General features: G+C 39.4%; 20 protein-coding genes and 1 pseudogene. All 21 read right to left on the minus strand.

What is annotated here, in order from left to right:
- On the minus strand, nucleotides 1–1,231 hold a 1,231-nt coding region (locus tag ABC357_RS17505), incomplete at its 3' end, for a phage tail tape measure protein (protein ID WP_459562756.1).
- 298 nt (nucleotides 1,232–1,529) lie between these two features.
- A complete protein-coding gene (locus tag ABC357_RS17510) occupies nucleotides 1,530–2,720 on the minus strand; it encodes a hypothetical protein (protein WP_412888894.1) in 1,191 nt (396 codons plus the stop codon).
- A 228-nt stretch (nucleotides 2,721–2,948) separates the two neighbouring features.
- The gene (locus tag ABC357_RS17515; protein ID WP_412888895.1) at nucleotides 2,949–3,299 is read right to left on the minus strand and encodes a hypothetical protein; all 351 of its coding nucleotides are present in this window, start codon (nucleotides 3,297–3,299) and stop codon (nucleotides 2,949–2,951) included.
- Nucleotides 3,300–3,313: 14 nt separating this feature from the next.
- Complete coding sequence (locus ABC357_RS17520; RefSeq protein WP_412888896.1) at nucleotides 3,314–3,889, minus strand: major tail protein; 576 nt, start codon at nucleotides 3,887–3,889, stop codon at nucleotides 3,314–3,316.
- 6 nt (nucleotides 3,890–3,895) lie between these two features.
- A complete protein-coding gene (locus ABC357_RS17525; RefSeq protein ID WP_412888897.1) occupies nucleotides 3,896–4,234 on the minus strand; it encodes a hypothetical protein in 339 nt (112 codons plus the stop codon).
- Entirely contained in the window at nucleotides 4,231–4,581 is a 351-nt protein-coding gene (locus ABC357_RS17530; RefSeq protein ID WP_412888898.1) for an HK97 gp10 family phage protein, read from the minus strand. Before ABC357_RS17530 ends, ABC357_RS17525 begins: the two co-directional genes overlap by 4 nt.
- Nucleotides 4,574–4,933: a phage head closure protein gene (locus ABC357_RS17535; protein WP_412888899.1), complete on the minus strand. Its 360-nt coding sequence runs from the start codon at nucleotides 4,931–4,933 to the stop codon at nucleotides 4,574–4,576. Before ABC357_RS17535 ends, ABC357_RS17530 begins: the two co-directional genes overlap by 8 nt.
- Entirely contained in the window at nucleotides 4,920–5,222 is a 303-nt protein-coding gene (locus ABC357_RS17540; protein ID WP_412888900.1) for a hypothetical protein, read from the minus strand. The genes ABC357_RS17535 and ABC357_RS17540 overlap by 14 nt, the downstream gene beginning before the upstream one ends.
- Nucleotides 5,223–5,226: 4 nt before the next feature.
- Entirely contained in the window at nucleotides 5,227–5,415 is a 189-nt protein-coding gene (locus tag ABC357_RS17545) for a hypothetical protein (RefSeq protein ID WP_412888901.1), read from the minus strand.
- A 14-nt stretch (nucleotides 5,416–5,429) separates the two neighbouring features.
- Nucleotides 5,430–6,578, minus strand: a complete 1,149-nt coding sequence (locus ABC357_RS17550; RefSeq protein ID WP_412888902.1) for a phage major capsid protein — start codon at nucleotides 6,576–6,578, stop codon at nucleotides 5,430–5,432.
- Between the two features lie 16 nt (nucleotides 6,579–6,594).
- A complete protein-coding gene (locus ABC357_RS17555) occupies nucleotides 6,595–7,353 on the minus strand; it encodes a head maturation protease, ClpP-related (RefSeq protein WP_412888903.1) in 759 nt (252 codons plus the stop codon).
- Nucleotides 7,334–8,497 (minus strand): phage portal protein, encoded by a 1,164-nt coding sequence (locus tag ABC357_RS17560; protein WP_412888904.1) that lies wholly within the window; start codon nucleotides 8,495–8,497, stop codon nucleotides 7,334–7,336. Before ABC357_RS17560 ends, ABC357_RS17555 begins: the two co-directional genes overlap by 20 nt.
- 190 nt (nucleotides 8,498–8,687) lie before the next feature.
- Nucleotides 8,688–10,322: a terminase TerL endonuclease subunit gene (locus tag ABC357_RS17565; protein ID WP_412888905.1), complete on the minus strand. Its 1,635-nt coding sequence runs from the start codon at nucleotides 10,320–10,322 to the stop codon at nucleotides 8,688–8,690.
- The gene (locus ABC357_RS17570) at nucleotides 10,319–10,681 is read right to left on the minus strand and encodes a P27 family phage terminase small subunit (RefSeq protein WP_412888906.1); all 363 of its coding nucleotides are present in this window, start codon (nucleotides 10,679–10,681) and stop codon (nucleotides 10,319–10,321) included. Before ABC357_RS17570 ends, ABC357_RS17565 begins: the two co-directional genes overlap by 4 nt.
- A gap of 252 nt (nucleotides 10,682–10,933) precedes the next feature.
- The gene (locus ABC357_RS17575) at nucleotides 10,934–11,269 is read right to left on the minus strand and encodes an HNH endonuclease (RefSeq protein ID WP_412888907.1); all 336 of its coding nucleotides are present in this window, start codon (nucleotides 11,267–11,269) and stop codon (nucleotides 10,934–10,936) included.
- Complete coding sequence (locus ABC357_RS17580) at nucleotides 11,269–11,469, minus strand: hypothetical protein (RefSeq protein WP_412888908.1); 201 nt, start codon at nucleotides 11,467–11,469, stop codon at nucleotides 11,269–11,271. The genes ABC357_RS17575 and ABC357_RS17580 overlap by 1 nt, the downstream gene beginning before the upstream one ends.
- A 2-nt stretch (nucleotides 11,470–11,471) precedes the next feature.
- A complete protein-coding gene (locus tag ABC357_RS17585; protein WP_412888909.1) occupies nucleotides 11,472–11,648 on the minus strand; it encodes a hypothetical protein in 177 nt (58 codons plus the stop codon).
- A 38-nt stretch (nucleotides 11,649–11,686) separates the two neighbouring features.
- Nucleotides 11,687–11,830 (minus strand): hypothetical protein, encoded by a 144-nt coding sequence (locus ABC357_RS17590; RefSeq protein WP_412888912.1) that lies wholly within the window; start codon nucleotides 11,828–11,830, stop codon nucleotides 11,687–11,689.
- A gap of 7 nt (nucleotides 11,831–11,837) precedes the next feature.
- Nucleotides 11,838–11,990: pseudogene (locus ABC357_RS17595) on the minus strand (hypothetical protein); the annotation flags it as partial.
- 328 nt (nucleotides 11,991–12,318) lie between these two features.
- The gene (locus ABC357_RS17600) at nucleotides 12,319–12,522 is read right to left on the minus strand and encodes a hypothetical protein (protein ID WP_412888910.1); all 204 of its coding nucleotides are present in this window, start codon (nucleotides 12,520–12,522) and stop codon (nucleotides 12,319–12,321) included.
- A 158-nt stretch (nucleotides 12,523–12,680) separates the two neighbouring features.
- On the minus strand, nucleotides 12,681–13,244 hold the full coding sequence (locus ABC357_RS17605; RefSeq protein ID WP_412888911.1) for a YchJ family protein: 564 nt from the start codon (nucleotides 13,242–13,244) through the stop codon (nucleotides 12,681–12,683).
- Between the last annotated feature and the right edge of the window lie 193 nt (nucleotides 13,245–13,437).

Here is a 13,437-nt window from a genome sequence, read left to right on the forward strand (position 1 = left end):
CCTCGACTGCCTTCTTAACAGCCCCCACCATGCTTTTTATCCCTTTCACAAGACCTTTGATGATGTCTGTTCCTATTTTTCCTAAATCAATACTTTTGAAGGCAGACACAATGTTATTCATGATTTTTAAAGCTGTATCTTTAATTGTACTGAAAGCGCCTTTCCAATCACCTTGGAAAACCTTCAAGAAAAATTGAATAACCCCCAAGGCTATATCTAAAGCGTTTTTTATTGTTGCTTGAATTCCAGCCCATGCAATTTTCACAATACCTGAAATTAGTGGCCATACGGCTTGAAAAACTCCTTTAATGATACCCAAGCCAGCTTGAATGATACTATTGATTCCCTGTAAAACATTTGAAACTAAATTTTTTATATCCGCACCATTTTTCTTCCAAAATGCAGATATCTTATCCAAAATACTTTTCACAAAATTCGATATCGAGCTCATCGCTGAAGTGAAAGTTGATTTAACAACAGAAAGTCCCGATTGGACCAGTGACTTAATCTGACTAAAGGTCCCTGAGAAAGTCTTACTAATGGCTCCCCAAATAGTTACAGCATAAGCTTTTATGGTATCCCAATTTTGATAGAGAGCAATACCAGCAGCAATTAGTACCCCTATTCCTGCAACTACAGCAAGAACTGGAGTAGATATAGCTGCCAGGCCTGCTGTTAAAAGGGGTAAAGCTGTTGTTATCGTATAAATTATTGGGGCTAAGGCTATAGCAGCCCCAGCAAAAATTCCAATAACAGTTGTAATTGCGGTAATAGTAGCCACAAATGTTGGATTATTTTGAGCCCACTCAGCTAATTTAGATACAACCTCTGCAATAACTTGTAAGATCGGATCTAAAGCATCTTTCAAGTCAGAAAAAGCTTGTCTCATTGCAATGGTTGGATCGGAATTCAACGCCTCTGTTTTTTTATTAACAGTTTCAACTTGTTGACCATAATCAACTACTTTTCCTTTAGCTTCCAATAAGGTATTAACTATTTTCTTCCCTTGGTCTTCCCACATGGTGCCGAACATCTTGGTCCCTAGTTGATTCCTCGCAGCTGCATCATCGACTTGTGCTAAGGCCTTAGTTGCCTCGAACATGGCTGTCTGGCCTTTTTCTCCACCTTGTGCTATTGCATTACCCCATTTTTCGAATTGCTTAATGGACAATCCTGCACCATCGATAATTTGACGAGTAGCTTTATCTGTTCCGGCTCCAAAGTCAGCCATTTGAATACGGCCTTCTTTTATCCCATCTAACAGATTGTCAATATTCCATGATTTTGTATCTATCGTTTATACCGCCGGTTTCCCGGTACTTTAACACTGTCTAAACAGTCGGACTAGACTATACCATCAACTCTATTTGAGTTGCGCATTGGTAGTCGTTGAGGGCTTGCATATGCCTATCCCTGCGGATTGCCCATTGTAACATCTAACAGATTGTTACGCTTCGGTACTGTTAGCTTTAGGGTGTTCCCGCATATTCTGCGTTCAATGTATCGTCACCAATACAAGGGGCTAATAATTAACCAGCCATAAAGATAGCTTGAATTTCTTTTGCTCCAAACCCGGCCATTTTCATTTGATCGCCGTATTCAGAAATAATATCTAATTGGTCAGGAGGAAACCCTACTTGTATAAGAGTATCAACCAATCCCATTGCTTGTTGATTTGAAATACCTATAGCAGCTGCTATTTCATTGCCTTCTTGTATCAATTCAGTAAAGTCTAGTCCTGTATAAGCTGCAGCAATAGTACCCGCCATCGTAACGACAGCAGTATTAGCTTCATCACTGGCATCCTTATTGAGTGCCCATTGTCTACGAACACCTTCCAGGGCTTCTTCTGCATCAGTTCCATAAGCTGTAACTGTATGAATAGCCTCTCGAACAGATTCCTTAGAACTTTCAGGCACATCAAAAGAAATATCTATCTTTGTGTTAATGCTGGAAACATCCATTGCCGTTTTAACAGCACCTGCAATGCCTCCACCAGCCGCAAGCCCGGCTGCAACGTTCTTCAAGGTATCTCCGAAGCCGTTCACACTCTCTCCTGCAGAGTCCGCTTCCCTAGCCACTTGGCTTAAATCTCTACGAACTGCATTGAGAGAACCGCCACTATCAACCTGCGAAAGGCCCTGCCGCATCCGGTCAATATCAGCATTTGCTCCTAGTGCTTGCCTTCCGACTCTGCTAATCGCTTCATCTAGTTGACGGGAAGAGGCAGTACCATTCTTTATGGCACTGGTTAGATGAGTACCTAATGTATTGGCATAGTCATCCACAGAAGTGCCAGTAGCCTGAAACAATGTGTTCAATTCTCTTGTGGAAGACTCAATACGCTGTTGTTCAGCCTGAAGCCCTGACAATCTATTCTGCAGGCCGCTTAAGGAGCTTTCTGTATTGGCTATTTCCCTATTAAAAGCGCGATACTGTTCCTCGGATATTTGATTAGCCGCAAACTTTGCATCTACCTGTGCCTGTGCCTCTTTTAATTGATTTAACTTTTGGGTAGTGACTTGTATTTGATCGCTCAATAACCTTTGCTTTTGTGCTATCAATTCGGCATTTCCAGGAGAAAACTTCAAAGCCTTATCGACTTCCTTTAATTCCTGCTGAAGTTCGATGGCTTGATTGTTTACACCTTTGAGGGCTTTATCTAATCCTTTGGTTTCCCCACCTATTTCAATCGTAATTCCTTTAATATTGCCCGGCATTGCTCCACCTCACTTAAAATGCATCAAAGTCAGCTTGATTGGCTTTCCTTGCTTTGGATTTCTTCTTACTTGGATTCTTCATTTCGATGTATTCCTCGATATAGTCCAGGCACATCCCAATCGTCATATCCTCCAAGTCATCTTTGGAAAGTCCTGATTCATAACACAAAACAAGGAACGTATCGAAAGAGAAATCCCCATCGTCCGTTCCTTGTTCATTGGTTTCATTTATTTTTTTTTAGACTGCAATGTAATAGCTATCAAGTCTTTCAATTCCGGAATAATATCCATAATGGGAAAAGAATCAAATGAATCCAACCAATCCATCTGGTCCTTTATTTCTTTATCCGCAGTTTTGGCGAATACCCATGCGATGTTGTAAAAAAAGGTAAAATCGATTTTTTCTATAATCTCCGGATTATTTTCTGCTTCCTTACTTTTAATCAATTTTTCTAAAGCTGCCAGTTTAGAAACATCCGCGAAAAAGTCACGATTGAATTGTGCTTTGTATCTTAAGGCAGAAGCTCCCGTACTTTTAAATGAAACATTTTTACCGTCAATTACGATTGTTTTTTCCATAAACTAAGTCCTCCTTAAACTGTTGGTGCAGGCTCAAATACTGAAGAATACCAAGCGTTATAGGCAGCATCATCCATTGAAACGGATGTTTTACGTTTAACTACACCGTCAGCCCGCGGAGAAGCAGTAAATGAAAGTTCAATTGTGTTTGGATCTACGCTTTCTTCCTTAGAGGCGGAACTTAAGCCAGGACGAGAAACCTTCACATTGTAAAGTACATGCCTTGTGGCTTTTACATCACCATCAAATTCAAATAAAAGGGCTATCGGCTTAATCTTGGCATTAGCATTTTCAGTAATAACCCCGTTTTCAAGTTTTTCCCCTAATACATCAATACGAAATTGTTCCGGCAGCTCTGCAAGGGTATAGCTTCCTTCATAACCTTGGTTGGAATCTGCAACATAATAAACAGTATCATCTGCATAGAATTCGCTTAATTCCCCTTTAGGATCCATCGACATTTCTTTAGAGCCAAGAAGAGGAACCGGTTTATCATATGTTATAGATCCATCCGCATCTTCTGTAAATGTTGCATAGTGAGCATTTTTAAGACCAAAGGTTACTTTGTTTTCTTTTGCTAAATTAGCCATTCAACATCATCCTTCTCTCATCATTTTTATTTCATAGATTCTTTGGAACAATTTCTCTGATTCAATAAAAGTTTCAATAGGGTCATAGGTACATTCATTTTCATCGAGTAAAGCTTCCAGTTTGGCTTCTGCGGCTAAATCTTTCTTAGTGGTATACAATTCAATCTGAACATTATCAAATCGCTTATACACCCTGTTGTCTGCCTTGAAATTCGAAGTATAGGGTGTTAGGTAACAAATATACGGTGGGGAAGGTACTGGCTTAGTCTCGGTTGCCGTAAAATGCGAATAAGCCACAGGAAAGCCCGTGGCATCTAATATCTTTTTCAATTCTGCAAGGGTCATGATCGTATCGCCCTTTCTACTCCCTCGGTGAATTTCTGTACAGCCCTCTCTTCGGCCGGACGAATGTGTGGATGGGCAGCTACTCGGCCGCCGCCGGCTTTTGCGTGGCCATGTTCGAGAAGGTGAGTAAGCTGTGGATCCGTCTTATTTCGGATGACTGTCTTACCGTCCACCTTCGTTTTTCCCCATCCTGCAGCGTAACTTCCCGTATCCTTTGGACTGTTCTGTTTTAACTCAACCACCGTTTCATTGGATACTTTGTTTTCAACCTGCTTGACCTTTTTCTCTACTCCCTTTGTATAGGTTTGTAGAGTCCTAGCCAGCTGATTAGCAAAGTTATTAACCACCTGCCTTCACCTCATTTGCAATTATGGTCAATGTTTTGTCCATTTCATCGTCATTAATAGGAGGTTGCTCAATATCGAATATCCGGTCATCAAATAGGATGCGCATGGAAGAATCAATGCCAGGCTGATACGGAATGATAAAGCGTGACTTGGTTTCACTCTTGGCAGCTGCCGCGGCATAATACTCACGGCCTTGCATGGTTTTAACCATTGCCCATGCTGTACTAACATCCTGCCAGCCTTCCTCAATGACCTGTCCAAGATTATCCTCTACTGTCTTAAGCTTTTGAAAGGTAATACGGTGCCGGAACATGCCGGTATGGTTATTTGGATTGTATTTAAATGGCTGCATCGGCATCGCCATCCACAGTTATAGATTCAAGAGCTTTCTCCATGCTTAGACTATTAATCCGGCTTAAAAAGTTCGTCTCGAAGTATTCAAGGGCATCGTTATAAACGTACCTAGAACGTTCAAAGACGAGTTCCTTAAATGGTTCATCCCTTTCAATATCATAGGCACCACATACCCTTGTCAGTTCCTGGAGAGAAGCAGAAAGGATGCGCTTCAGGTTCTCGTCTTCATAATCACCCAAGTGCATCCTATCTTTAAATTGCTTTAAGATTCCTTTAGTGATGTCCATAACATCACTCCTTTGCTTTCTTCGCCTTTACTTCTTCAATAAATGCACATTTTTCTTTCGGATGCTCTTTTGACAGTTCTTCAATCCGCTTTTTTGATGGCTTATGACTGCCTTTCGGATAAGTATCTCCTACTTCATAAAGTCGGCTGTTATCCTCCATATCAAAAAATCGATTAATAACTTTGTATGCCATAAAATATATCCTCCTTAAACACTAGGCGTAAATTTAATATCAAGGTCATAAACAAGGGCCGTTTTATTATCCTTTGGCTTCCCGTTTGCGAATTGCTTGATTGTGTACAAGGTAGCATCTTCCATAGCTAGTGTTTGATCAAATTTCTTCAACTTGTAGCCACCGGCTATCACCGCGATATATTCGCCCTTTACGAAGAATAACGCTTTTGCGACAGGAATTTCTTCTGATTCAACGATTTGAATATTGTATGGTAGAGAAGTAACCCATAGCCCATTCACAGTTTGAATCGTATTACGGAATTGAACGGCAATGGCATCCATAGGGTTAACAACCATCACAACTTTTCCAGCCACTTTACGCTGCTTGTCCTTTGCATCCGTAGATAGATTTTTGATTACGCCATAAAGTTCACCAGCAACAATTTCTCCTCTTTCAGAAGGAGCAAATGTCAGTGTTCCAGAAGAAGTTTTATCCGTTACAGCTCCTGTTTCGGCATTCACATCTTTCATCAATCCAATCGGTTCATCTTTAGTGGCTCCACGGCCGTTAACAAAGCCAAATTCTAAACCGACAGAATATGATTCTACCAACAATGTTCTAACATATCGTTCAATCCATTCAGGTCCAAGTTCAAGCATGTCATTTGGAATAGCTGCAAATGCAGTGAGTTTCAATTGACCGATTTTCTCTGAACGGAATGCAGCGTTTACTTGACCGGAAATACCTTCAAATAACTCCTTCCATGCATACGCCTTAGTTGCATCAGAATAGATAAAGCGTGTGACCGCCCCAAGGTCCTGTAAGCCGATGGCATCTAACAAAGGATGCTCTGATACTAAATCTTCGAAAACTCGTTCTTGTGTCGTTTCTGGAAGAATGGAATCACTCTTAAATCCACCTTCTTGAACGACAGCATTGAAGAATTTCTTTTCTTCAGAAGTAAGAACATTTTGCCCGCGTTGCTGCAGAATAGAACGATCCAACATTTCATCATTTACCTGTGATTGAACGGCATTCACAACATCATTCTGTAGAGCGCCAAAGTAGTTTTCAAATGCTTCCGTTTGATCTTGCTCTGTTGCTTCTGCATTGTTTAGAGCTGCTGTTAATTTCTTTTTCGCATCGTTTAATGCCTCTGATTTGTTAAAGGTAATTGTCATTCTTCATTTCCTCCAATTAGTTTAAATTTAAAAAGAGCTTGCTCAAGTTCCGCTTTGCAGCAGGCGCTTGTTCAGGCTCTTTTTGTTGGTTTTTATATTGGTTCAATTCATTTTGCATGGACTGCATCTGGACTCTTAATTGTGCCAGTTCTTCGTCCGCGTTGTCTTCCACAGTTGTTGCAGTAGATGTTGCGAAGCCTATCTCAACGGCTTCATTTGCACTAAACCAAGTCTCTTCATTGACCATAGTTTTTACTTCTTCACGCTCGATATTTGCACGAGTCATGTAAATATCAATGATGCCATCTTCTAGCTTCTCGAGCACATCTGCTTCTTTTCTCATTTCCGTTTTAGTTCCCCATACAATATTGCTTGCTTCATGGATCATCATCATTGCTCCTGCTCCCATGATTAATTCATCTGCCGCCATAGCGATAACAGAAGCAGCTGAACAGGCCCAACCGTCAACCTGGATAGTCACTTTCCCTTTATGTGATTTTAGCCTATTGTAAATCGCAATCCCATCAAAGGCACTGCCTCCTGGGGAATTAAGATGAATTAATAAATCATTGTTCCCAGCTTCTTTTAAAGCACTGTCAATGTCAGCTGCAGAAGTAGATTCCCACCACCACGATTCCCCGATGTCACCATAAATGGTAAGATCGCTTACACCTTTTTCTTCATCATGTTCTACAGCAAAATTGTGCGGAATATTCGCTAGCTGCTCATTGTATTTCTGATTCTTAAATCCAAATTTACGTTTCATCTGTTTCATTGTCCTTATCACCTCCTTTACCGGTGCTCATTTCTTGATAGTTCTTGGTAATGTAATGCTTATCCAAGTTAGGATCATCGGATGCTTCATACCCAGCCTCCTGTCTAATTTCATTTCCAGTAAATGCACCAGAAGAGACAAGCTTATCTATACTGTTGGCCATATCAAAAAGGCTGTGATAAGAGACAGCCTTTGTTTCCAACTTATTGCCTGCCAAGTATTGTTTCATCGTAAAGAACTTGGCATTACCTTCATCGCAAATCTTCTTTAAAAACGGCGAAACGGTAAACATCATATAATTCTTCGTCTGCTTCTCCACATCGGCCATATCGCCATGAATTAAACTGATAGGGATACCAATGGCCATTGCCACCTGATCCAGAAAGCCATTTGTTACTTTATTAATTTCATCTACTCCAGGACCGTTACTGTTTCCGCTTGAAGCCTCGTTGTATTTGAATCCTGGCTGCTGTGGCACAATGGCGATATCCTTATCTCCGATTGCCTTATACAATTTGTTAATGAATGTCTGTAACTTAGTCTGTGTCTTCTCATCCATCGAGTGTGTTGATTCCATATCAACCGTTGCCCGAATTTGATTTTTCCTTTTCTGAGAGCTTAATACCCTGCCAAACAACTCTCCGTAATCAGTGAAAAGACCATCGATAAGAGGTGTTAATTTTTCATTTCGGTATCTCAAATGAATAACTTCACTCTGTCGAAAACTTCGTTTAAACTCGTAGTCTTTAATAACCACATTCGTAAAGTTATCTTCCAGCACCGCGTATTCATTATGATTGAATGTATCGGCAATAAGCAGATCGTCATCATCGGACTGGATGATTAAACATTCATTGTCATAAATTAACTTGGTAACGACCGTATGCCAGAAGGTGCTAGAAGTCATATTCTTATTTGGCCGCACATTTAACCGATAGTATAGCTCATCTTTTTTATAAGACTTCCCGTTTTTCACACGGAACTCCGACTGACTGATGGTCCTGCCAAGGAAAGAAGCGCAGATTTCAATGGCCAGCCGCTTCATATGAATTCGTTTAGACATGTCCGGCAGCAGATCCGCATCGAAGATATATTCTAGTTCTTTATTCCGCCGAAAGACGGCATCCAAAAAACTCAATCGCACTCACCACCCTCCCCCAAACATTGCAAAATTATTTAATTTCAAACGCTATCTTGCTGATTGCCCACTTTGCTAACTTTCTAGAATTAATGACCTTTGCTATGAAAGCTATTTTCCACAACAATCTATTCTTCATGGTATCCTTTGTACAAATCCACACTTTTATCGGATTATCCATAAAATCACCTTCCGTTTAGAAATCAATATCAGCAAGCATAAAGTCCATTTCATCAATCAAAATATTATCAGCTTGCCACAAAGCATGAATAAACGCCTGGAAGCCATCCGTTTTTCTTCGAACCTCATCCTTTTTCAAATATTCCTTATTGCCATCTTTCTTGATGTGTACATATACATTGTTTGTATACCAGCGCATCAATGGGTTGTCTCCAAAGATAATCTGGTGGTTAGCAAACAACGTTTCTACACGAGGAGCCAGTAAAGCATGGATTGCTTTTGGATTACGGATATATAGCAAAGTGAATCCTTCATCTTCCAACGCTGATTTAACAAGATCTAGACGAAAGGTATCAGCTACGATTGTATTCACTCCGTATTGCTCCCTCATCTCAACAAACCAATCTACAATATGAGAAATATTGATTACCGGTTCATCTAAGATTGTCAACAGTCCCTGCTGCTCCCAATCTTTGATAGGGACCTTTAACTTCACGTTGTTCAAGAAACCTTGGCGGACAAATGAATGAGATTTCCATAGATAATCATCACCGACCTTAAACAGCAGGCCGACCGCAGCAAAGTCCTTGATGCTTGCAAAGTCCAAACCGCCGACCGCCGTACGATGCTTTATATCAGGGAAAGGACGGTTAGTGGCTAATATATCGTCCCATGATGCTACTGTTTTATTTAAATCCACTTCTGGATAATTCATTCGTTTGGTCATGAACTCTTCACGATTAGATGGATTGTTTGCTAGTTGCCTATATTGAGCCAAAACTTTTTTGAATAGGCCCTTTGCATAAAAACTACGGGGCGCACTAAACATCGGATTAGCCTTTTCCCACATATCTGGATCATCAATTTCTTTCGAATCATCTATCTTGCAGATAAATGGAAATAACGGATCCTCTAGGTCTTTCCCTTCCATGATATTCATTGCTCTTTCCTTCATCTTGTCGAGAAAGCCTTCACGAACAAAGCCATCTGTCCCAATAAAAAATTCCCTAGCATTTGGCACTTTACCAAGTCCGCTAGAGAATACGTTTACTGTATCTGAATTTTCATATTGATGAATCTCATCATAAATTACACAACCATCACGCAAACCATCTTTTGTTTTTGCATTTGATGTATGATATTGAAGCAAAGCTTTCGTGTCGTTGCCGATTATTTCAGCTTTTTTATGATCAAACATTTCAGCTAAAACTTCATGAGAATTTATAACATCATATATTTCCTTAAAGGACGTTTTTGCCTGCAACTCACTATTGGCTACGATTGAAATATTATATCTGGGTATTCCGTGAAGAGGGCTAATAAAGAAATGGGCAAACGAGGATATTAACCCGTTTTTACCGGCTCCCCTTGCTTCACTAATTAAAAACTGCTCATAAAACACGGAATCATCCTCTTTATAGAAAAGGAATACGAATGAGGAAATGAACTTTTGAAATGATTGCAAAGGGAAGTACCATTTCTCTGTGAACTTGATATAGTTCTCAATCATTTCATCATTAAAGTAAAGATCATCGCGGACCAATATATATTTTTCCAGGTAATTAATAAGCATGATGCGCTCTTTATTCAGCTTAATCTTACCAGTGCGATATTGATCGATGTATTCCGTGACATATCTATTTTGAATCATATCAAATCATTAGCAGAGCGCTTCGCTTTTTTCTTTGCATCTTCTAAATCCTCTTTAGGTAACAAACCAAATAACTTATCGCAGGCTACCGTATACCGGTTAACCATCGTGTTATAGGACTTCTGGGAGGGATTCTCAATAACCATCACCTGGGATCCATTCTTAAATTTATAAGTTGGGCCCCTTGATTTAATATCCTCTTCGAGGATTTCAAGCGTAATTGTCATGAAAGCTACTCTCTCAATTAACCTGGTAGCAGCACCCTTTTTCTCATCCGATAAATCGGCAAAAATTTCATTCCATCGTTCAACTTCTTTTGCAATCAGTTCATTTTGTTTTGCTTTGCTCGGCTTGGCCATTTGATCCCCCCTCCCTCATGTGATAATTAGAAAAAAATTTGGACAGCAGACCCCTCTCCCCGGTGTCCCGTGAACGAAAAAAACCAAAGTTTTTGGGTGGGGGGTTACTTCTCGATTGCTTTACCGTATTTAGAATCCATCGGCAAGCCACACTTAATACATTTCCTTGAATCAGGACATTTATGATCTGTCTCAGTATATCCGCAGTCTTTATCAATACATGTATGTGTAGTTCGTTTCCACTTCATGCCGTCACCATCTTTCATCTTCTTCCCATTTGTTCGGCATCTTTCCAAACAATCGGCCATGCTCTTTGTTATGGCAATCCACACAGACTGTCTCCAGGTTATCTTCATCAAGTGCCAGCTCTGGATGATGTTCAAGCTCCTTGATATGATGGACAACTAACTCAATCTTCTTTCGCTTTGCGCTTTCACTGAAGCTATAGGTATCAATGCGAACAAGACCATTACGTTTGCACTCTTGGCATTCATAATGATCACGCTTCTTTACTGCTGCTCGTAGTCGTTTCCATTCACCACTGTTATAGAAGCTGCTCTTCTGTTCTTTTGTTTTGTACTCAGCCATCATCTTCTCATCGATGATTTAAATAATCTCTTGGTATTCCTATTTTGCACAATGGAAACAATCAAGGCAGTAACTCCAATGATTAAGTAAATCCCGACAACAATTAACTCCGGCAGCAGCACCAACCACCATGACCAACTAACCAATCCAGCAATCTTACACACAACAAAGATCAATGTTAATAATTCAATAAATCCCATCCCTATCTTCTCCTTACGGCGCCATTCACACGCCTGAATGTATCACGATTACATCCCATCATTTCTTCGAGTTCCCATTGGCTGTACTGCTCACGCCTAGAATGATTGGGCTTGTTCTGCTTCTTGACAGATTCAAGCTTATGCCGTTGATCAGCATTCAAACAATCCATGACTTTCATAGTCTCACCACCTTTTTGAGAGCAAAAGAAAAAGCATCCTAATGGATGCTAATCAGATTACCAAAAACACCAGTTTCTTCGGCGGCAGCCACAACCTCTGTTGTTATTACCGCAGCCACTTTCGTCACCTTCCACAACTGTCTCATATACATCTCGTTCATGTACCGGATAACAATGCTCATGTCTAACCACTGTACGGTGAACATTAATTATTTCTTTAGGATGGATATGTTTAATCACTCTTTCCCTTGTATGCGTGTTAACAACTGTTTCTGTAGGACAAGTAACCACTTCTTCTTCTCTATTACCCCTTCTTCTACATCTTCGACAGTTACATCCCATACATTAAACCACCTTTCGATAAGATAGTTTATTGTATGTAGTAAAGGATAAGTTGTCCTAGATATAATGCCTATTTTAAAATAGCCAATTAAAAAGCACCCAATGAATGGATGCTTTAATTATCTTAACCTAGTCCGCCTGGGTCTGAAATTGTTTTTCCTGCTCCTCTTGGATTACAAGTTTTAACAAATCCACCTGGATCTAACATGTACATTCCTCCTTAATATTATTTTTAAAACAATAGTCTAATAGTCACTACATACTCCCTATCTAAACCATTCGACAAATTAAGCATAATACCTTCTAATCACCCCATTATGCTAATTGCTTATCTCAATTTTTTAGCTTTATTTATCCAAACTCTTTCATATTTGTCGATATTTCTTTTCATAATTTCCTGTTCCATATATTTGAAGGATTTTCCTCCAAATACATCTAAGTCCTCAAAATCCCCATCTACCTTTATAACAATATATTTTCTATGTGTTTTCCCACTTTTATAATGAGCTCTATACTCCACTTCAATACGCATAAAATACTCCTTTTTACCTATATAATCGGGAGCAAACAGAAAAATTTAATGGTTTATCAAAAAATTGTAGAGTCTCTTAACTTCTAATTCTCTATATCAGCTGTCCTCCTATCCTTTGCTATAAAAGAAAAAGCACCCAAAAGGGTACTTTTTAAATCCTATTTCAAATAAAGGTTTTCAATAATTTTATTTGCACGGTCAATTAATACATTTAAACCGCTTTTATCAATATCAAACGATTTTACACCTTTGTCATTTGGAGTGTATACCCTATCAGTAAGGACTTTATCCCAACATGCAATAGGTGGTGAAATACCTAACTTTGGTCCAGTGAGTGTATCATAGTCACTTCTTTCTTCAATAGCATCACATGCCAAATCCACAGTTTCACCATATTGAGTAACAACCCACGCGTGAAACTCTCGTCTTTCTCCTTGCTGCTTATACTCAAAAAATGTAGGATATCCAATCCATCTTGAACTCCCTGCAACCACATAACTTCTAATATCATGCATCGAAAGTAAATATTTCACTACCAAGGATACGTAAAGACAAAGTTCTCCACGCGGTTGTCCACGAAAAGTTAGTTTGACGATATCATATATATCTCTTTTTAGATTTTCTGCAGTTTCACCAGAGATGGGTGTATAACAGCACTCTTCAAACTGTTTTTTAGATCCACAAGGGCAAAGTCTTTTTTTCATTTTGACATCTCTTATCATTTAAATCCCTCCCTATTCACATTATCACCTAAGAGAGGGAAAATTATTACTATTCAATAAACTGAATTACTCTTATCTATTATTCTGTGTAATTCACCCCAAGGCTGAAAGCCTTGATATTTCTCATTAAATCAACAGTTCTCTTTTCAGTTCGACACTAAATATTTTATGTGTAATTTAAAAGAAAAAAATA

The sequence above is a fragment of the Bacillus kalamii genome, assembly GCF_047238185.1.
In the GTDB taxonomy this organism is placed as follows: domain Bacteria; phylum Bacillota; class Bacilli; order Bacillales; family DSM-1321; genus Bacillus_AD.

Bases quoted from the DNA above. Each gene is read 5' to 3' on its own strand.
- ABC357_RS17510 (WP_412888894.1), bottom strand. From the start codon at position 2,720: ATGCCGGGCAATATTAAAGGAATTACGATTGAAATAGGTGGGGAAACC.
- ABC357_RS17535 (WP_412888899.1), bottom strand. From the start codon at position 4,933: ATGCAGCCATTTAAATACAATCCAAATAACCATACCGGCATGTTCCGG.
- ABC357_RS17580 (WP_412888908.1), bottom strand. From the start codon at position 11,469: ATGGGATTTATTGAATTATTAACATTGATCTTTGTTGTGTGTAAGATT.
- ABC357_RS17550 (WP_412888902.1), bottom strand. From the start codon at position 6,578: ATGACAATTACCTTTAACAAATCAGAGGCATTAAACGATGCGAAAAAG.
- ABC357_RS17545 (WP_412888901.1), bottom strand. From the start codon at position 5,415: ATGGCATACAAAGTTATTAATCGATTTTTTGATATGGAGGATAACAGC.
- ABC357_RS17520 (WP_412888896.1), bottom strand. From the start codon at position 3,889: ATGGCTAATTTAGCAAAAGAAAACAAAGTAACCTTTGGTCTTAAAAAT.
- ABC357_RS17515 (WP_412888895.1), bottom strand. From the start codon at position 3,299: ATGGAAAAAACAATCGTAATTGACGGTAAAAATGTTTCATTTAAAAGT.
- ABC357_RS17600 (WP_412888910.1), bottom strand. From the start codon at position 12,522: ATGCGTATTGAAGTGGAGTATAGAGCTCATTATAAAAGTGGGAAAACA.
- ABC357_RS17555 (WP_412888903.1), bottom strand. From the start codon at position 7,353: ATGAAACAGATGAAACGTAAATTTGGATTTAAGAATCAGAAATACAAT.
- ABC357_RS17590 (WP_412888912.1), bottom strand. From the start codon at position 11,830: ATGAGCATTGTTATCCGGTACATGAACGAGATGTATATGAGACAGTTG.
- ABC357_RS17575 (WP_412888907.1), bottom strand. From the start codon at position 11,269: ATGGCTGAGTACAAAACAAAAGAACAGAAGAGCAGCTTCTATAACAGT.
- ABC357_RS17605 (WP_412888911.1), bottom strand. From the start codon at position 13,244: ATGATAAGAGATGTCAAAATGAAAAAAAGACTTTGCCCTTGTGGATCT.
- ABC357_RS17525 (WP_412888897.1), bottom strand. From the start codon at position 4,234: ATGACCCTTGCAGAATTGAAAAAGATATTAGATGCCACGGGCTTTCCT.
- ABC357_RS17585 (WP_412888909.1), bottom strand. From the start codon at position 11,648: ATGAAAGTCATGGATTGTTTGAATGCTGATCAACGGCATAAGCTTGAA.
- ABC357_RS17540 (WP_412888900.1), bottom strand. From the start codon at position 5,222: ATGGACATCACTAAAGGAATCTTAAAGCAATTTAAAGATAGGATGCAC.
- ABC357_RS17570 (WP_412888906.1), bottom strand. From the start codon at position 10,681: ATGGCCAAGCCGAGCAAAGCAAAACAAAATGAACTGATTGCAAAAGAA.
- ABC357_RS17565 (WP_412888905.1), bottom strand. From the start codon at position 10,322: ATGATTCAAAATAGATATGTCACGGAATACATCGATCAATATCGCACT.